This is a genomic window from Vibrio sp. KUL80, assembly GCF_059725495.1.
The window spans coordinates 832,540-850,029 of sequence record NZ_AP045842.1 but is presented as its reverse complement, the minus strand read 5'-3'; the positions used below and the strand labels follow the sequence as shown (position 1 = coordinate 850,029).

The following is a 17,490-nucleotide window of genomic DNA, read 5'->3' as shown; positions in this document are numbered from 1 at the left end:
TATAAAAATAAAACGATGGTTCAATAATGCTACATTTCCGGTGCGGACGCTACGTCTCCGTTCATTTTTGTGATGAATGAAACGGTTTTTCATTTTTTTATTTTTTAAGTCGAATTAAATTAATCTTCATATTTGAGAAGCAATAGTGACATGTGTCGAGTACAGAGATGAGTGATCAAGAAAACCACTCTAGTTCATTGAATGGGGCAATGATCAAACCTAAATTTGCACTTTTTATGTGTTTATGCACATATTTGGCTCAAACTACAGTTAGCACCAGTCTGATGTCAATGTTTAAAGATATTCTCATGATTTTTGTATTTAATTTGCTGATTTATAAGTCTAATATTCTTGATCTTAATTTGGATTTCGTTCGATTTATCTTCAGGTTCTAATTGTCTTTGTCGTATCGATAACTTGACTTACACATTATTTGATCGCGTTAACACAAAAGAGCTGTGTTTGACATATTTAGTTACATAGGTCACATATCATGCTAATTGAACTTTATAAAAACGGCATTTGTCAAATAATGAAACGGAGTTTTAAAAAATTACAAAGACAAAAAATGTAAAAGGAGTTCAGAATGAATGTCGATATGCTCGTCGTGGGCGTTTACTTTATCTTTATGATAGCGATAGGCGTCATCTTTAAACGCTTTGCGGGTAGCTCTACAAGTGACTACTTCCGTGGGGGCGGTAAAATGCTCTGGTGGATGGTGGGGTCCACTGCCTTTATGACGCAGTTCAGTGCCTGGACCTTCACAGGTGCCGCAGGTAAAGCCTTTACCGACGGCTTTCCTATTATGGTTGTGTTCATGGCCAACGCATTTGGTTTCCTACTCTCTTGGTTGTTCTTCTCTTATCGTTTCCGTCAAATGCGCGTAGTCACTCCTATTGAGGGTGTACGCCGCCGTTTTGGGGCCACCAACGAGCAAGTCTTTACTTGGGCAACCATGCCAACGAGCATTGTTTACACGGGCATCTGGCTAAACGGTCTTGCTCTATTCGTGAGCGCGGTATTTAAAGTGGATATCGAAACCACCATTGTGGTGACGGGTTTGATCGTACTGTTTATTTCAGTGATTGGCGGTGCATGGGGCGTTGTGGCGTCAGACTTTGTACAGATGGTGGTGATCATGGCGGTAACCGTGGTTTGTGCGGTTGCGGCATTGATTAAAATTGGTGGTCCGTCAAATCTGATTGAGCAGTTCCCAGCGGATTCAATCATGGGCTCTGATATGAACTATTCATTGCTGTTCGTATCTTGGTTTATCTTTATGTTTGTTAAGCAGCTCCAAAATATCAACAACATGCAAGATTCCTATCGTTTTCTTACAGCAAAAGATTCGACTAACGCTCGTAAAGCCGCATTACTTGCTTTTGTGCTAATGCTTATTGGTCCGGCTATTTGGTTCCTGCCACCTTGGGTAACAGCGGTAATGTATCCTGATGCGGCGACGGTGCATGCGGCTGAGCTTGGCAAAAAAGCGGCAGATGCTGTCTATCTGGTCTTTGTAGAAAATGCGATGCCTGTGGGTATGGTCGGTCTTCTGATGTCAGCTGTGTTTGCAGCGACTATGTCTTCAATGGACTCAGGCTTAAATCGAAATTCTGGTATCTTCGTGCGTAACTTCTATGCGCCGATCATCGACAAGAAAGCAGACGACAAAAAGTTAATGCGTGTTAGTCAGCTTGTGACTATGTGTTTCGGTGGTTTGATTATTCTTGTGGCATTGTTCATTAACTCGCTGCGCGGCTTGAGCTTGTTTGACGCGATGATGTATGTAAGTACTTTGCTTCAGATGCCAATCCTAGTTCCGCTTTTCTTCGGTATTTTCATTAAGAAAACCCCTGATTGGGCTGCTTGGGCAACGTTGGTTGTGGGTATCGTTGTCTCTTATTTAGTGAGCTTTGTTATCACGGCAGATGTTGTAGCTAACTGGCTGAATCTAGAAACACCATTTACCGGTCGCGAAGCAAAAGATCTTAAAGTTCTACTCGGCATTATGGGTCATCTATTCATTACGGGTGGTTTCTTCTGCCTAACAACTAAGTTCTATAAAGCACCTGTTGGCGAACGCAAACAAGAACTTACGGAGTTTTGGGATGATGTTGCGACACCAGTTATTGAAGAAGCTGGTCAGGACGAGTACGACCGCCAGCAACGTAAAATGCTTGGTAAGCTGATTCTGGTGTTTGGTGCACTGGTTACCTTAATGGTGCTGATTCCAAATCCATTCTGGGGTCGAATGGCATTCGTGTTCTGTGGAGCTGTCATTGTCACCGTAGGTAGTTTGTTACTTAAAAGCGCTAAGCAAGCCGATAAGCTAACCGCCAGCACGGCGAGCTAAGGTTTTACATCTCTATCCCCCTCAATTAGGAGCTACGCAGTTCACAGTAGCTCCTCTTTCAACACCAACTCTATATATCAATAAACACGGAAGGGAGACCAACGTGAAAATGAAAGTGAACAAACTAGTACTGCTGCTACCAATTACCCTCTATAGTGCCTATGGATTAGCCTCACCTGGTTATGAACAAGGTAAAGCACTTCCTACGCAATTTCAGAATACGATTTATGCTGTCGATCATGGTGTGATTGCCAACGATGGCATCGATGATTCAGAAGCACTTCAAGCCATCATCGATAACCATATCAGTGCCTCTAGCGAGGTGAATACTGTCATCGTGTTGTCGAGTAGACGACACTTGTTACCAAGTGCCGTCCCTCTAAGAACCTACGTGCAACTTTCACTGCATACGGCTCAAGCCTCCGCTAAGGCATCGTTTGATACCCAGCAACTCATAAAGCAGTTGGAACAGGTTCAACCCAAGAGTTTCGTGCTTGTCTCTTTGATTTCCGCTTAGCCAAGTATTCTTGGTAATCGGGGTCATAAGGAGTCGCGGCGTTTCGGATTTTCACATGTCGCTCTATTGGCACTTTTGCGATTTGGAACAAGTTGAAGTGACAGTCCATGTTCATAATTTTCTGCCAACCATGAAATTGCCATTGGCCTTTTCGGTTGAGAAAATATTTGGCACGCAAATCTTCAAAGTTGCGTTGGTGAATAGTGGCGCTAATAGCGTGACGCTGGATAGACCGCTTGAGTTTGATGTCCCGCTCAACAATGAAAATGGTTATAACAGCCGTGTGATGCCAGTAAGTGCAGTAGAGAATTTTGGGTTACAAGATTTCTACCTCACAATGGATACACAGGGCAGTCATTGTGAGGGGTACAATCGCAACCAGGTGTCAGAGAGTAATCCTAATGGCGTTCTCTACCGATATGAGAATGTCTGTGCTCAAGATGCCATACATGGAATCATCCTTAAATGGGCGAACAATGGTTGGGTGGATAACGTTCAAATCGATATGATAGGTTCTCACCCTATCGTTACCGAGTTCGCCAAAGATATTACCATCTCGAACAACAAGATTGACGGCTCATGGAACAAAGGTGCTGGTGGTAACGGCTATATTAGAGGCTCGAAACTCTAATATAGTTGGATTCACAACAACGATATCCTAAATATTCGCCACCTAGCTCTACAATGGTCTGCGACCGGTAATGTCGTCGAGCATAATGTACTCAATGTTGATATGAATCTTCATGGCGGTTGGGAGCGCAATAATCTCATTCGTGCCAACCAAATTGAGGTCCCGTTTGAACATCGCAGTTGGTCAAATGGCGCTCCGGAGTCTGGTGCAACTTGGCAGCCTATTTGGGTGGGATCGGGTATTGGTAACGTATATTTTGGCGTAGAAGCCATGCAAAAAGGAAAACCTTTTTCCGAATGGCAGTCGAAAGGGAATGAATTCGACTTTGGTTATAAATATAAGATTGACGATAATTGGACTCTAACTCCGGGTATGCCAATTACCTTCTTCCCAGGACATGTTACCTATAAGCCTCAACTACGCGCTCAATACAAATTCGATTCTGGGCTAGTCACTAAGCTTCGCTATCGTCATGAGTTCAGACAGTTCTCGGATGACCGTTCTGGAGAGCAAAAGAGTAAAGTGACAGCCAATATTGACTATAACTACAACGGATTTCAGTTTGGTTTAGAAGGTAACTACGAGAAAGGTCACGATGACCAGAAGTTCTTCAATAATGGTGACACTAACTGGGACGCTTTATTCAAGCTTGGATACAAAGGAGAAGATTGGAACTGGAGACCTTATGTAGAGTTTGCCAATGTTTCCGTTTCAAGCACATCCAGCGACCGTCAACTTAGAAGTCGTATCGGTATTACCTATAGCTTTTGATTTGTGAATAGTTCTACTTGTTGACGTTGTTTAGACCACTCTAAGGAATCATAGAGTGGTCTTTTTTTAGTTTATTATGGTCGCCAAAGCACTTCTGCAAGTGGGCGGTGGCAAAGCTTTAGCCGCTTGACTTGTACCAAAAATAACTCGGCACATCCAAGTGCGTCACTGGCAGCGGAATGCGCTTGATACGGGGGTAGATTGTAGTGTTGACGTAAATCATCGAGCTGAAAGCTACTGTGACCTCGGTTCTTTCCAAGGTAGCTAAATTGTTTTTCAAGGGCCAATGTATCCACCATATAGCAGGGGAAATCTGATAGACCGTAACGCTGTGACAGAAAGGTTTGGATAAAGCCAAACTCGATACAAGCACTGTGAGCGATGATTACTTTTCCGGAGATACGTTCGAGAAGTTGATCAAACGCATCGCTTGAGTCGATACCCTCAAGCAATACTTGCTGCGGCATGATGCCATTCACTACCGCACTTTCCGCGCGAACATAGCTCTCATTACGTAAGTAGACCTCATTCATGCTACCAAGATTAATTTCTTCGTAGTTGAGCTCTACACTGCCTATTGAGAGGACACGATCGGACTTAGGCTCTAACCCGGTTGTTTCAAAATCAATAGCAACAAACTCTAGGTCGCTGAGTGGTGATTTAAGGTCTGGAAGCGGCTGATCAAAAAATTGCGTTAGAGAATCAGAATTCCATTTTTGATTGGCCAGTTTTGAGTGCAGCGCCTGTGTTCTATTTTCATCTGAGAAAAGACGTCTAAGTGTTTTCGCTAACATGTCAGAATCCACTAGTAAATTTAAGCTTGGCTACATCCTGAAGTTCACTGATGATCTTGAATGCATCTTTGAGGTGTTTGCGTTCAAAGCTACTGAACTCATCCGGTCGGATGTGATTATCAGGGGTATCGTCTCTGAGAATTGCGTTTAGCTGATGTTTAAAGCGTACCTGAGTCAGGAAGCGGTAAGCACCAATAATGTTGTCGCAACTCTCTTGGGAAAGCGTACCTTTTTCCACCGCATAGCGAAAACGTTCCTCTGTCCCCGTAAGGGATCCCCCTGCAGCTAGGCTGTATATGCGTGCCAGATCGATGATTAGGTTCAGTGCGAATTTCTTAATATTAAGTGACTTTGTATTGTCACCGGTTTTCTCTAGCACCAAACTATTGAAGATACCCAATGGCGGGGAGGTTTCTATTGCATCTCGGGTTAACGCGGGGATAAAGCGTGGGTTAGCATGAATGGTATTGTGTAGGTGATTTTGTAGTTGTTCGACAAGATCGGCGTTGCCATAAACAGAGCGAATTTCCATAAAAACACTGATACTTAGCAGCTTGTTGTATTCAGGACTTGCCACCCATTTGGTGTAGTACTCTTTCCAACGCTCCACATTTTGGTTCCATTTTGCTGTTGCTGCCATGTACTTACCACTGCAAAGTGGATAACCCACAGCGGCTAAACCATTGCATACGCGCATGGCGAAGTAAGAGAAATAGAATCGGTCATCTTCTGTGGCATCTTTAGCTAAGACGAGTGCATTGTCTTGGTCAGACAGCATGTGGACTTCATTCCTAGCATGAGAGCCCGCTACCATCCACGCATAGTCACACGGTGGCTTGCCAAGCACTTCTTCTGTTAACTGAATAATACGTCTTGTGAAGGCGTCCATAATCATTGACATGACCTGACCGTGAATTTCTGCACTGACTCCACTCTCAACTAGGGCTTGGAATATGGTCTCTTTTTCGTCGCGAAGATTGGCAAGCGCGCTAATGGAGTCGGCATACTTGATTTTTTCAACAAGAAACAAAGATTGGGTTCTGTGGTTATGAACGAGATGAGTAGTAGTTAATAAGCCCTTAACTCTATGGTTAGCTACCACAGGTAAACAGCGGATATTGTATTGCAGCATGAGCGAGATGGCTTGAATGACTTTATCTTCACTATTGATAAGAATAGGGTTGGTGGTCATAACATCACTAATGGGACGACTGGTATCAACACCTTCAGCAACAACGTGCTGTGTCATATCTCGGTCGGTCACCAGTCCAACGATTTCCTCGTTCTCGAGCACGACCGCACATGAGCTGCGTTTTTTACCGCACATGGCTTTGGCGACATACTTTATTGAATCGCTTGTTCTAACCACCGTAATGTTCTCACTCGCCACCTCACCAACTGTGCGAAAAAAGAGTCCCTTATCTTCTTTGTTAACGATCGAGCGTATTGCAGAATGAAGGCGAGTCTTAGCTGTCGCAGCAAAGTAGTCCTTAAACTCAGGATGCTGCTCGCAGGTTTCTTGAATAATGGCGTGAGGAATAAGGTACAGCAAAGAGTCTTCAATGGCCTCAGCTCGATATCCATCTTCGGCATCCTTTAATGGCTCTAGAAAGGTAAATCCGAATTGGTCCTCTTCTCCTAGACGGGCTCTGAGCTTGTTAAGTTGAGTGCGTTGTTCGATGGCTCCTTTTCGAATCACATAGAGAAAGCGCTTCTCACACAATGCTTGGAACTCGATACTTTCACCTTTAGCCAGATACTTGACGGTGACTGCGCCTGCGAGTAACTCCACCACAGGGTTTGGTAGAAGATCAAACGGATCGAGGTGGACGAGAAAATCATAAACGTTATTGGAAGCCGAAGTGCCCATAGATATCCTTAAATCAAAACGCTGTTTCACTAATTATTATGATGGTAAAAAAAGCAGCACGAATGCTGCTTAATGGTAAGGTGTTGTTTAAACTGGGTAGTTATCGAAACCCAGATGTTCTGAAACGTTACGGCCTGCGGTATGCAGCAGGGCAATGTATTCTTGTTTCTTTTCTTCATCGAATCTAATCGTTGGGAAAGAAACTGAAATAGAGGCAATAGCCGCACCAAAGCGATCATAGATCGGCACGGCAATACAACGCAAACCAGGTTCTTGCTCTTCGTTATCTTCACCATAGTGCTGTTCTCGCACCAGTTTCAGCTCTTCAAGCAACTGATCCACATTCTCATGAGTGTGTTCAGTGTGTTTGATAAACTCTATATTAGCCAGCAGATCACGTACTTCGTCTTCAGACATATGTGACATCAAGACCTTACCGATTGCCGTGCTATATAGGGGATTTCGACGACCAACACGTGAATGCATTCTTAGGTGATAACTTGAGTCAATCTTATGCAGGTAGATTATCGACTCTTCATCTATCGCACCAAGGTGAGAAGTCTCATTGATGACATGACAAATCTTAGCCATTTCAGTATTTGCTAAATCGATCAGATCAACATGTTCTAACGCCTTAGAGCCAAGTTCAAATAGCTTCAATGTGAGAGCATATTTATCAGCCTCACCCTCTTGCTCTACGTAACCTAGAGTTTTCATTGTCTGCAAGAAACGGTATGTCGTTGCTTTAGACATCATCAAACGCTGTGATAGCTCTGATACGCCAATTTCTTTTTGCTCTGATAGTGCAGACAAAATGTTGAACACTTTTAGTACGGAGGATACTGCTTCTGGTTGGGTTGATTTTTCCATGTCATGCTCTGGCTTTTGTTTCCAATAGCTATGGATTATACCTGACCAGAATGCCTACGTCAGTAATTTCAAAAAGCCATTTCATTAATTTGAAACCAAATTGTGAGACGGCCATCACAATATGCAAAAGACGAATAAAAAAATGAAACGCAATTTCAAAAATAACTTTCGAACGTGTCATTTTTTGTGTATGTTTGTTTTAACACAGTGAGCATCCCCCTTTGTTCACCACACAAACACTACAAAGGAACAGACTATGATTCTTGATTCATTCAACCTTGAAGGTAAAGTAGCAATCGTAACGGGTTGTGATACTGGTCTTGGTCAAGGTATGGCACTAGGACTTGCTAAAGCGGGTTGTGACATCGTTGGCGTGAACATTGTTGAACCAACAGACACCATCGCGATGATGGAAGAGACAGGGCGCAAGTTTGTCGATATTCGTGCCAACCTTATGAAGCTAGATGATATCCCAGGTATTGTAGACCGCGCGGTGACGGAGCTAGGTAGAATCGATATTTTGGTTAATAACGCGGGTATTATCCGTCGTAACGATGCGATTGATTTTTCAGAGCAAGACTGGGATGACGTGATGAACATCAATATCAAGTCTGTGTTCTTTATGTCTCAGGCTGTTGCTAAGCAGTTTATCGCACAAGGTGAAGGCGGCAAGATCATCAACGTGGCATCTATGCTTTCATTCCAAGGCGGTATCCGCGTGCCATCTTACACAGCGTCAAAAAGCGGTGTTATGGGTGTGACTCGCTTAATGGCAAACGAGTGGGCAAAAGAAGGCATTAATGTGAATGCCATTGCACCTGGTTACATGGCGACTAATAACACAGCTGCATTGCGTGCGGACGAAAAACGTAATGCAGAAATTCTAGAGCGTATTCCAGCGGATCGCTGGGGCACGCCAGAAGATTTGGCTGGACCATGTGTATTCTTGGCATCAAAAGCTTCCGATTACATTAACGGTTACACCATTGCGGTTGATGGCGGCTGGCTGTCTCGCTAACTAGGTTGCGAGAAGATGGTTGACCTATTTTCTGTCGGACAAGCATTGGGCTTTTTGAGTTTTGGTTTAGGAATCTCCACCTTTTACCAGAAAAATGACAGACAGCTCAAAACCCTAATGCTGATCTTTAATATCAATCATCTTCTCCACTATTTATTGCTTGGTTCACTTATCTCTGCCGTTGCGGCTTTATTGTCGGCACTGAGAACCTTTGCATCAATTCATACACAATCCAAGTTAGTGGCTTGGTTGTTTATAAGTTTCGCTGCTGCTCTTGGTGCTTATTTTGCCGAGGACGTGTCACAGCTGTGGCCAATAATTGGCACGGCAATAGGAACCTATTGCATGTTCGCTCTCAAAGGCATTGCGATGCGGGTAGGTTTTTTGATAGGGGCAGCGTGTTGGTTGGTAAACAATATTTTAGTGGGCTCTATCGGCGGGATGCTGCTCGAAGCGACGCTGATCGCCACGAATATTACAACCATATGTCGAATGCACACAGAATCGTCGACCAAGACACAATCATACTAGGTTTTAAACATGTTCGTATTTAACAAAAATATTCAGTTAGAAGATTTGGGCGATGGCGTAAGTCGCAAAGTTTTGGCGCACAACGACAACATGATGTCGGTTGAAGTCCATTTTGAAAAAGGTGCCGTGGGCGCGATGCACTCGCATCCGCATGAGCAACTTACCTACGTACTATCAGGTGCGTTCGAGTTTACGATCGGTGATGAAAAGCACATCGTGAAGGCGGGTGACACCATGTATAAAGAACCAAATATTGAACACGGCTGTGTTTGTGTTGAGGCGGGAGTTCTCATTGATACATTCACACCAATGCGTAAAGACTTTGTTTAAAAATTCAAATTATTAGCGAGTATAATCGCTGGAGAAAAAATATGAAAATTGCACTAATGATGGAAAACAGCCAGGCAGCGAAAAATGCGATGGTACTGTCAGAGCTTAACCAAGTTGCTGGTGATTTAGGTCACGATGTATTCAACACGGGTATGAAAGACGACCAAGACCATCAATTGACATATATTCACCTCGGTATTATGGCTAGCATCCTTCTTAACTCAAAGGCTGTAGACTTCGTTGTTACTGGTTGTGGTACTGGTCAAGGTGCACTGATGGCAAGCAACCTACACCCAGGTGTGGTTTGTGGTTACTGTCTAGAACCGTCAGATGCGTTCCTATTCAACCAAATCAACAACGGTAACGCTATTTCATTGGCGTTTGCTAAGGGCTTTGGTTGGGCTGGTGAGCTAAATGTTCGTTATATCTTCGAAAAAGCCTTTACTGGTGCACGCGGTGAAGGTTACCCAACTGAGCGAGCTGTTCCTCAGGCGCAAAACGCAGTCATTCTTAACAATGTTAAGGCTGCAGTATGTAAAGATGTGGTTGAGTCACTAAAAGCAATTGACCAAGAGTTGGTTAAACAAGCGGTTGGCAGCACCCAATTCCAAGAGTGTTTCTTCGCTCATTGCCAGGTTCCTGAAATCGCAGAGTACGTTCGCACACTGATTGACTAAGGCTCTTTATGTAGCCTAAAGGACATTCGGTTTCAGTGTTTGTCCTTCATTCCTTATCGGGAATTTAATAGCCAGTCTTCTCGACTGGCTTTTTTTGCTTTGTGTTTGTTAGATCGTGAAAGCACTAACATGAAGAAATTGGTACTCATACTAAATTTGAACTTATCGGAGGTGGTGTATGACCACTCAAGGCTTTGCAAGATGCACTTGTTGCGGAAAAAAACGTGATCGAAGTTACTTTCGTTATCTCTCATTTATCAGTAGTAGCCCAATGTGTTATGACTGTGAACATAAATTGGAATCGATTGAGCTAGAGGTCGATAAAACACAGAGTTGCGAGAGCTTATCTGTGTCATAGCTCATTGTTGGGGGGCCAGCAAGGTGTATGGACTAGCATAGTGTACTGATAGTGACATAACTACACTTGATACCGGTAACATGGGTAACTCTCTATGTTGGCCAGATTACTCTTCCAACAGTTCCATCTACATCTCATAACCTCTTTTATTCAAATTGAAGTAACCATATCGTTTGTCTACTTATACCTGTTCGCTTTGAAGATGCAGGGTTGAGTAGCTGAAAACTATCCGTAATTCGGGATGTCTGCGAACCTGCAATTTCTGGTAATGCTACATCGAAAAATTCTTTGATGGTGGTGATGAGTGCTTTCTTAGAGGAGAAGTAAACCTTTTTCCGATCATATTCATTCATGACTCTCCAGAGCGGTTCTATCGAACTATAGGGCGGTAGTAATGAAGGTCGATATTGAGTACTTTCGCAGCGTCCTTCACCAATTCTGTACCGCCCTCTATGACAAGGTGTACTTTCTGCTCCAATGGGTAGTGATCTTTCTTTAGTTTCCAGAAAAATGAACAGTGCTTTCTCTGTTGATGGTGTCATACGTTTCAGAGACTGCTGCGCCAATGTCTTCCAGTGGCACAGCGTCGATTAGATTCAGGCGTGTACGGCTATCCGTTGTTTCGATGAGTTTGTCCTGACCATTCGAATCCAGCCATCGCTGAGTTTTGTCGACTGAGTTGGATGGACGGCATCCATAAACAATATTAGGGCTTCGCTCGGCTTAAGAACGTTATTGTATTACTCGACAAAGGCTTGCTGCATTTAATGAGATGGTACGTCCCTCTTCACAGCTAAACTTAACCAATGTTTAGCGCTCAAAGGAAGGTGTCCCATGTCAACAGCTCATATCATTGGTATTGACCTAGGTAAAAATACATTCCACATCGCCGCTCACGACAAAAGTGGCAATGAACTTTTCAGAAAGAAGTTATCACGCAAGAAGTTACTCGAATTTTTATCTTGTAGAGAGTCTTCAATCATTGCGATGGAATCATGCTGCGGCGCACATTGGCTTGCTAGAAAATGTGAGTCGTTAGGGCATATTGCGAGACTCATTCCTCCTCAATACGTTAAGCCTTACGTAAAAACTAACAAGAACGATTTTATTGATGCGTGTGCTATCGCATAGGCAGCATCGAGACCTTCAATGCGATTCACGAGCCATAAAACCGAATCGGCTCAGATCATTTCAACATTAAGAAAGCTTAGAAACGGCTATATCAGAGAACGGACAGCGTGCATGAATCGAATTGGTTCTATATTACTCGAGTTTGGAGTCAGTTTACCTAAAGGTCATGCTGCGATGAAAAAGCTGTTTCAGTGGCTTGCAGATGAGGGCCACTATGTACCACCTCAAATAATCTTCGAGCTAAGTGAGTTGCTCGAGCATTATAAGGTTTTGGATCATAAGGTTGAAAACCAACAAGTTAAGGTCGAAAAATTACTTGCAGAAGATCCACAAATGGAACAGCTACAAACTATACCTGGAGTCGGCCCAGTGATAGCAAGTGCATGCCTATCATCCATCGCTAACCCAACGGACTTCAAAATGGTAGAAATTTCGCAGCTTGGATTGGTCTAGTGCCTATTCAATATTCTACAGGCGGCAAGACCACAATGCTGGGCATTTCAAAGCGTGGGAACCGAGAGTTAAGGACTTTGTTCATTCACGCAGCTCGTTCAATTTTATGGAGAGATAAATCTGCGGAAAAGTACTTCGGTAGCTGGCTTATGGACCTTAAACAAAGGAAGCCTTTCAATGTTGCTGTCGTCGCGTTAGCAAACAAGCTTGCTAGGATAGCATGGTCTGTAATGACAACGAATAAACCCTTTTCAATCAGAGCTTAATTCAAATTTGCAATGGATAAAAAAGATGACAAAACGGTTAGACCACCAGATTGAAAACCTGTTGCCCCAAACAGCAACTTAGTATGCTTATCGTTTTGCGAGGACAATCTGGCGCGAACCTCATCGTAGAGCTGAGCCTTTAGGTCTCAATTAAGACTCTGAATATATTAGCGCAAATCAGCTCGTTATCTGGTTATCTACTTGCAATAACGGGACGTACCATATATTGGGACAGAACTTATGAGGCATACCCTGGGTTCTTGTATGAAAATCTATTGTGATGTAACCATTTATTCATACCCGAGACTCTATAGCGAATACCAATTCTGCTTCTGCATAGGCAACGGTTTGATACGGTCGCACAATCGATTTTCACGAGCGGAATCGTGCATCCGTTCGAGTTGTTATTTTTTGTGGAGATAGCGTCACTTTCATGGTTGCGTAGCATGATCCTGTTTTTACAGAAACTCAAGCATGTTCAATGATCACTTGGCTTGTGTTGTAGAACCATATACACACATAGAGTCCGGTAGCGATTGTCGTTGGTTTGAGTGGATAACACTACCTATCGGTACCCATTTTAAATGGATCTATGAAGTCTGCGCTTCTATCATCGATTACACTTGTTACCTTGTGCTAGGGCAATAACCAACAAACGAATTGAGATTGGAGAGAGATGTTTTACAATCTCACTTCAGCGTAGAAATTAGCTTTCCTTTCAAGAAAAAAAACGCCCCACTTTACAGTGAGGCGTTTGAGGCTTGTCTTGTCTTGTTTAGCTAGCTGTTTGCGTTTGCGTTTGCTTGTTGCCAGACCTAGAAGCATTGACCAGTAACACGCCGACTGACAGTACAATCGAACCACACAGTAAGAACAGGGCGCGACCAGCGATGTCATTCGGAATCAGAGCCATTGCTAGGACACCTAAACCTGCAGTACAGATGAGTTTGCCAAGCATAGAACGCTGTTTTGTATCTAGGTTTTGCTGTTCTTGAGACTCAGCCACAACAGGTGTGTTCCAGTTCTCGAATAGTTTCTCAACTTCCGCCTCACGTTCTGGTGTACGACCTTTGTAAACCAGTGTCGTTGCTAAGAAGAAACCACCGGTAAAGACAACGTGCGCCATCAAGCTTAGAGCAACTTTCAAGTCGGCCCATTCACGGCTAGTGAGAGCTTGGTCTAAATTGAACCAGTTTTCGATATCCTCAGCTTGTATTGAAATACCAAAGATGTAAGAAACGAAACCACCTACAACGAGTGTTGCCCAACCAGACCAATCTGGAGTTTTACGGATCCACATACCCAACAAAATTGGAATTAACATTGGGAAGCCAATCAATGCACCAATATTCAATACGATATCAAATAAGCTTAGATGACGTAATGAGTTGATGTATAAGCCGAGTCCAATGATGACCAAGCCCATTAATACGGTCATTGCTTTACTCACAATAACCAACTCTTTTTGCGAAGCGTTAGGACGTACAAACGGGCTGTAGAAGTTAACAACAAAAATACCCGCGTTACGGTTTAGACCTGAGTCCATAGACGACATGGTTGCAGCAAACATCGCTGACATTAGCAGACCAATCATACCTGCTGGCATGACACTTTCTACGAACGCTAGGTAAGCTGCGTCTACCCCAACACTATAATCGTTAGCAAAATCTGGCATGAATGCCGAAACGTACCACGACGGTAGGAACCAAATAAGTGGACCCACGATAGCTAGAACGGTTGCTAGTCCTGCTGCCTTGCGTGCATTATCACTGTCTTTGGCACAAAGGTAACGATAAGCGTTGATACTGTTGTTCATTACGCCGAATTGCTTAATAAGAATGAAGACAATCCAAAGAATGAAAATACTCATATAATTGAGATTATTACCAACCCAGAAATCACCTGTAAAGTTTGTAACAATGTTAGTTACGCCACCACCGTGGAAGTAAGCGGCAACTGCACAAGTAATGGTTACGGCCATGATAACTAACATTTGCATGAAATCAGAAGCGATAACGGCCCAAGACCCACCAGTTACTGACATAAGAACAAGTACAATACCAGTGAATATGATAGTCACTTCCATTGGAATGTTGAAAACCGCTGAAACGAAAATTGCGATACCGTTTAACGCGACACCTGCGGAAATCAAACTATCTGGCATACCTGCCCAAGTATAGAACTGCTCTGAACTTCTACCGAAGCGTTGGCGAATCGCTTCAATTGCGGTAACTACGCGCAACTGGCGGAACTTGGGTGCGAAATAGATGTAGTTCAAGAAGTAGCCAAACGCATTGGCTAAGAATAGGATTACAACGACGAAACCGTCGCTGAACGCGCGTCCTGCGGCACCTGTAAACGTCCATGCTGAAAATTGTGTCATGAAGGCGGTAGCACCCACCATCCACCACAACATTTTACCGCCCCCTCTAAAGTAATCACTTGTCGATGTCGTGAACTTACGGAACATCCAACCGATTGCGATTAGGAAGAAGAAGTAGGCGAGTACTACAAGAGTATCAATAGTCATGTTTCAGCCTTATATCATTCATACTGTCGATTATAGTAAATAATTTCCTTGTATTTTTGTAATACAATACGCCTAAAGTGTGATGAGGCACGCATCTTTGTTTGATGTTATTTGTAGAACATATTTTGTCACAAATTAAATATTTTAATAAACAGATAGTTAAGTGTGCATCAAGCAGTGATAAGGATTGGAGGTTGATAGGAAGGGTCAATTGAGAATGTAATGATTTGCATCGTATGTGAGCTGATTATTACCTTATTTGTGGGACAAAAAAGCGAGCCCAGAGGCTCGCTTTGTTCCCGATAAATGAGAGGACAGTTCGATTAGTTAACGTGCGCTACTGCGTCTTTAACTAGCTGACCTAGCTCTTCCCAACGACCTTCGTCGATTAGGTTAGTTGGTACCATCCAAGTACCACCACACGCTAGAACAGATTTGATTGACAGGTAGTCATCAACGTTCTTAAGGCTTACACCGCCAGTAGGCATGAATTTAACAGGGTATACCGCTGTCAGTGCTTTCAGCATGTTTACGCCGCCTGACGGCTCTGCTGGGAAGAACTTAAGTGTACGTAGACCCATTTCCATCGCTTGCTCTACAAGACTTGGGTTGTTTACGCCAGGTACGATAGCTACGCCTTTGTCTAGGCAGTATTGTACTGTGCGTGGGTTGAAGCCTGGGCTTACGATGAAGTCAACACCAGCGTCGATCGCTTGGTCAACTTGCTCGTTAGTTAGTACTGTACCAGCACCGATTAGCATTTCTGGAAATTCTTTACGCATTACAGCGATAGCTTCTACTGCACACTCTGTACGGAAAGTAATTTCAGCACAAGGCATGCCGTTGTCTACCAACGCTTTACCTAGTGGAATTGCGTCTTCAACTTTGTTGATCGCAATTACTGGGATTACTTTTAAGCTTGCTAGCTGTTCGTTTAATGTCGTCATGTTATTTGTCCTACTAATCAAGAGTTGGAGTTGCGTTTTTTGGAATAATAGCACCGCGGTGTTGAATAACTGTACCCGCGACTTTGTGTCCCATTGCTGCAGATGCAAGCGCATCACCGCCAGTTAGGCGTTTAGCAAGGTAACCTGCGCTGAATGAATCACCAGCAGCCGTTGTATCAATAACATTGTCTACTGGCTTCGGCGCAACATAATTTGCACTGTCGTTTGCAATCACTAGGCACTCTTTTGCGCCACGCTTGATTGCGATTTCAGCTACGCCAGCTTGGCTTGTACGTTCGATGCACTGTTCAACGTACATATCACCGAATAGCTCTTGCTCGTCTTCAAACGTCAGAAGAGCAGTATCGGTGAAGCCTAACATAGCTTTGTAAGTTTTTACTGCCGTTAGACGGTCAGACCACAGTTTTGGACGATAGTTGTTATCGAAGAACACTTTACCGCCTTTCGCCTTGAATTGTTCAAGGAAGCTAAATAGCTTTTCGCGACCGTTTTCAGTCAAGATAGCTAGAGTGATACCGCTTAGGTAAACCGCATCGTACTCAAGCAGTGATTCAATAAGTGTCGCGCTATCGTTCTGGTCAAAAACAAATTTTGCCGCAGCATCACTACGCCAGTAGAAGAATGTGCGCTCACCAGTTTCATCCGTTTCGATGTGGTACAAGCCTGGCATCTTGTCATTCAGACGTGGAATAAGAGAGGTATCGATGCCTTCTTCTGACCATGCGTTGATCATTTCAGCCGAGAATGGGTCGTTGCCCAGAGCAGTAACATAGCTCACCTGAATGTCACGACCTTGAGTCAGACGAGACAGGTATAGAGCTGTGTTTAATGTGTCACCACCAAAGCTTTGCTTTAGTAGTTCATCTTTGCGCTGCAGCTCTACCATGCATTCGCCGATGATTGCGATTTTGAATTGGTTCATAGATTGCTATCCAACTTTTGTGTGATTAACTGAGTAAGTCTTCACGTGAAGGAGAAAATATATCGAGTAGAACGCTGTCTTGTTCCAGTGCCTTAGTGCCATGGTCGAGCAGTTTCTTAACCATAAAAGCATCACCTGCTTTGAGCTCACGTCGTTCACCATCCACAATGGCTTCAAAACGACCACTGACAACATAGACAATCTGATCATGGATCTCATGCCTGTGAATAACGCCACTTGCACCTTTGTCATAACAAAGATGTGCGGCCATTAGGTCGTCTGTAAAACCCACTACCTTGCGTTTGATGCCTTGACTTACCTGTTCCCACGGGTGTTCATCAGCAGAGAAAAACTTGTGCACTAACTGGCTCCTAGACGATGTGACTGTCTACTTTTACATACTTTGATGACGACATCATAACCAAACCAAGAGATTTGTAATACAATAAGCTTAAGCTATTGTGATCTTGATCGAGTTTGTTTTTTTGAAACATCGTTTT

15 protein-coding genes and 4 pseudogenes are annotated in these 17,490 nt (G+C 43.5%); 9 read left to right on the top strand and 10 right to left on the bottom strand.

Annotated features, from left to right (window positions below; all coding sequences use genetic code 11):
- The first annotated feature begins 586 nt into the window (after positions 1–586).
- Together AC6I8U_RS20455 and AC6I8U_RS20450 are read left to right on the top strand one after the other, a co-directional pair.
- A complete protein-coding gene (locus tag AC6I8U_RS20455) occupies positions 587–2,353 on the top strand; it encodes a sodium:solute symporter family protein (protein WP_498019514.1) in 1,767 nt (588 codons plus the stop codon).
- A gap of 103 nt (positions 2,354–2,456) precedes the next feature.
- Entirely contained in the window at positions 2,457–2,870 is a 414-nt protein-coding gene (locus AC6I8U_RS20450; protein ID WP_498019513.1) for a hypothetical protein, read from the top strand.
- On the opposite strand, the pseudogene AC6I8U_RS20445 reads toward AC6I8U_RS20450, so the two are convergent.
- Positions 2,806–3,039, bottom strand: a pseudogene (locus AC6I8U_RS20445) (group II intron reverse transcriptase/maturase); the annotation flags it as partial. The gene AC6I8U_RS20450 and the pseudogene AC6I8U_RS20445 overlap by 65 nt on opposite strands.
- Here AC6I8U_RS20445 and AC6I8U_RS20440 point away from each other — a divergent pair.
- On the top strand, positions 2,926–3,501 hold the full coding sequence (locus AC6I8U_RS20440; RefSeq protein ID WP_498019681.1) for a hypothetical protein: 576 nt from the start codon (positions 2,926–2,928) through the stop codon (positions 3,499–3,501). The pseudogene AC6I8U_RS20445 and the gene AC6I8U_RS20440 overlap by 114 nt on opposite strands.
- 102 nt (positions 3,502–3,603) lie before the next feature.
- Positions 3,604–4,272, top strand: coding sequence for an oligogalacturonate-specific porin KdgM family protein (locus AC6I8U_RS20435; protein ID WP_498019512.1), 669 nt, complete (start codon positions 3,604–3,606; stop codon positions 4,270–4,272).
- 74 nt (positions 4,273–4,346) lie between these two features.
- On the opposite strand, the gene AC6I8U_RS20430 is transcribed toward AC6I8U_RS20435, so the two are convergent.
- From AC6I8U_RS20430 to kdgR, 3 genes are all read right to left on the bottom strand, one after another.
- A complete protein-coding gene (locus AC6I8U_RS20430) occupies positions 4,347–5,066 on the bottom strand; it encodes an exonuclease domain-containing protein (RefSeq protein WP_498019511.1) in 720 nt (239 codons plus the stop codon).
- Between the two features lies 1 nt (position 5,067).
- Entirely contained in the window at positions 5,068–6,936 is a 1,869-nt protein-coding gene (locus AC6I8U_RS20425; protein WP_498019510.1) for a DUF294 nucleotidyltransferase-like domain-containing protein, read from the bottom strand.
- 87 nt (positions 6,937–7,023) lie between these two features.
- Entirely contained in the window at positions 7,024–7,806 is a 783-nt protein-coding gene (kdgR, locus tag AC6I8U_RS20420) for a DNA-binding transcriptional regulator KdgR (RefSeq protein WP_498019509.1), read from the bottom strand.
- 256 nt (positions 7,807–8,062) lie between these two features.
- Here kdgR and kduD point away from each other — a divergent pair, with 256 nt between their 5' ends.
- The 4 genes from kduD to AC6I8U_RS20400 are packed head-to-tail and all read left to right on the top strand — an operon-like array spanning position 8,063 to position 10,362.
- On the top strand, positions 8,063–8,824 hold the full coding sequence (gene kduD, locus AC6I8U_RS20415) for a 2-dehydro-3-deoxy-D-gluconate 5-dehydrogenase KduD (protein ID WP_498019508.1): 762 nt from the start codon (positions 8,063–8,065) through the stop codon (positions 8,822–8,824).
- A 15-nt stretch (positions 8,825–8,839) separates the two neighbouring features.
- Positions 8,840–9,355, top strand: a complete 516-nt coding sequence (locus AC6I8U_RS20410) for a YgjV family protein (RefSeq protein ID WP_498019507.1) — start codon at positions 8,840–8,842, stop codon at positions 9,353–9,355.
- Positions 9,356–9,364: 9 nt separating this feature from the next.
- Positions 9,365–9,685 carry a cupin domain-containing protein gene (locus AC6I8U_RS20405; protein ID WP_498019506.1) on the top strand — a complete coding sequence of 107 codons (321 nt, stop codon included), beginning with the start codon at positions 9,365–9,367 and terminating at the stop codon, positions 9,683–9,685.
- Between the two features lie 41 nt (positions 9,686–9,726).
- Positions 9,727–10,362, top strand: coding sequence for an RpiB/LacA/LacB family sugar-phosphate isomerase (locus tag AC6I8U_RS20400; protein ID WP_498019505.1), 636 nt, complete (start codon positions 9,727–9,729; stop codon positions 10,360–10,362).
- A gap of 504 nt (positions 10,363–10,866) precedes the next feature.
- Here AC6I8U_RS20400 and AC6I8U_RS20395 read toward each other — a convergent pair.
- Positions 10,867–11,481: pseudogene (locus tag AC6I8U_RS20395) on the bottom strand (transposase); the annotation flags it as partial.
- Positions 11,482–11,554: 73 nt separating this feature from the next.
- On the opposite strand from AC6I8U_RS20395, the pseudogene AC6I8U_RS20390 reads away from it, so the two are divergent.
- A pseudogene (locus AC6I8U_RS20390) lies at positions 11,555–12,570 on the top strand (IS110 family RNA-guided transposase).
- Positions 12,571–12,804: 234 nt separating this feature from the next.
- Here the strand turns inward: AC6I8U_RS20390 and AC6I8U_RS20385 are convergent.
- The 5 genes and pseudogenes from AC6I8U_RS20385 to AC6I8U_RS20365 all read right to left on the bottom strand — a co-directional run.
- Positions 12,805–12,886 (bottom strand): annotated as a pseudogene (locus AC6I8U_RS20385) (winged helix-turn-helix domain-containing protein); the annotation flags it as partial.
- A 459-nt stretch (positions 12,887–13,345) separates the two neighbouring features.
- A complete protein-coding gene (locus AC6I8U_RS20380) occupies positions 13,346–15,100 on the bottom strand; it encodes a sodium:solute symporter family transporter (protein WP_498019504.1) in 1,755 nt (584 codons plus the stop codon).
- A 323-nt stretch (positions 15,101–15,423) separates the two neighbouring features.
- Complete coding sequence (locus tag AC6I8U_RS20375) at positions 15,424–16,047, bottom strand: bifunctional 4-hydroxy-2-oxoglutarate aldolase/2-dehydro-3-deoxy-phosphogluconate aldolase (protein WP_498019503.1); 624 nt, start codon at positions 16,045–16,047, stop codon at positions 15,424–15,426.
- A 13-nt stretch (positions 16,048–16,060) separates the two neighbouring features.
- Entirely contained in the window at positions 16,061–16,990 is a 930-nt protein-coding gene (kdgK, locus tag AC6I8U_RS20370) for a 2-dehydro-3-deoxygluconokinase (protein ID WP_498019502.1), read from the bottom strand.
- A gap of 25 nt (positions 16,991–17,015) precedes the next feature.
- Positions 17,016–17,351 carry a cupin domain-containing protein gene (locus tag AC6I8U_RS20365; RefSeq protein WP_042474713.1) on the bottom strand — a complete coding sequence of 112 codons (336 nt, stop codon included), beginning with the start codon at positions 17,349–17,351 and terminating at the stop codon, positions 17,016–17,018.
- Between the last annotated feature and the right edge of the window lie 139 nt (positions 17,352–17,490).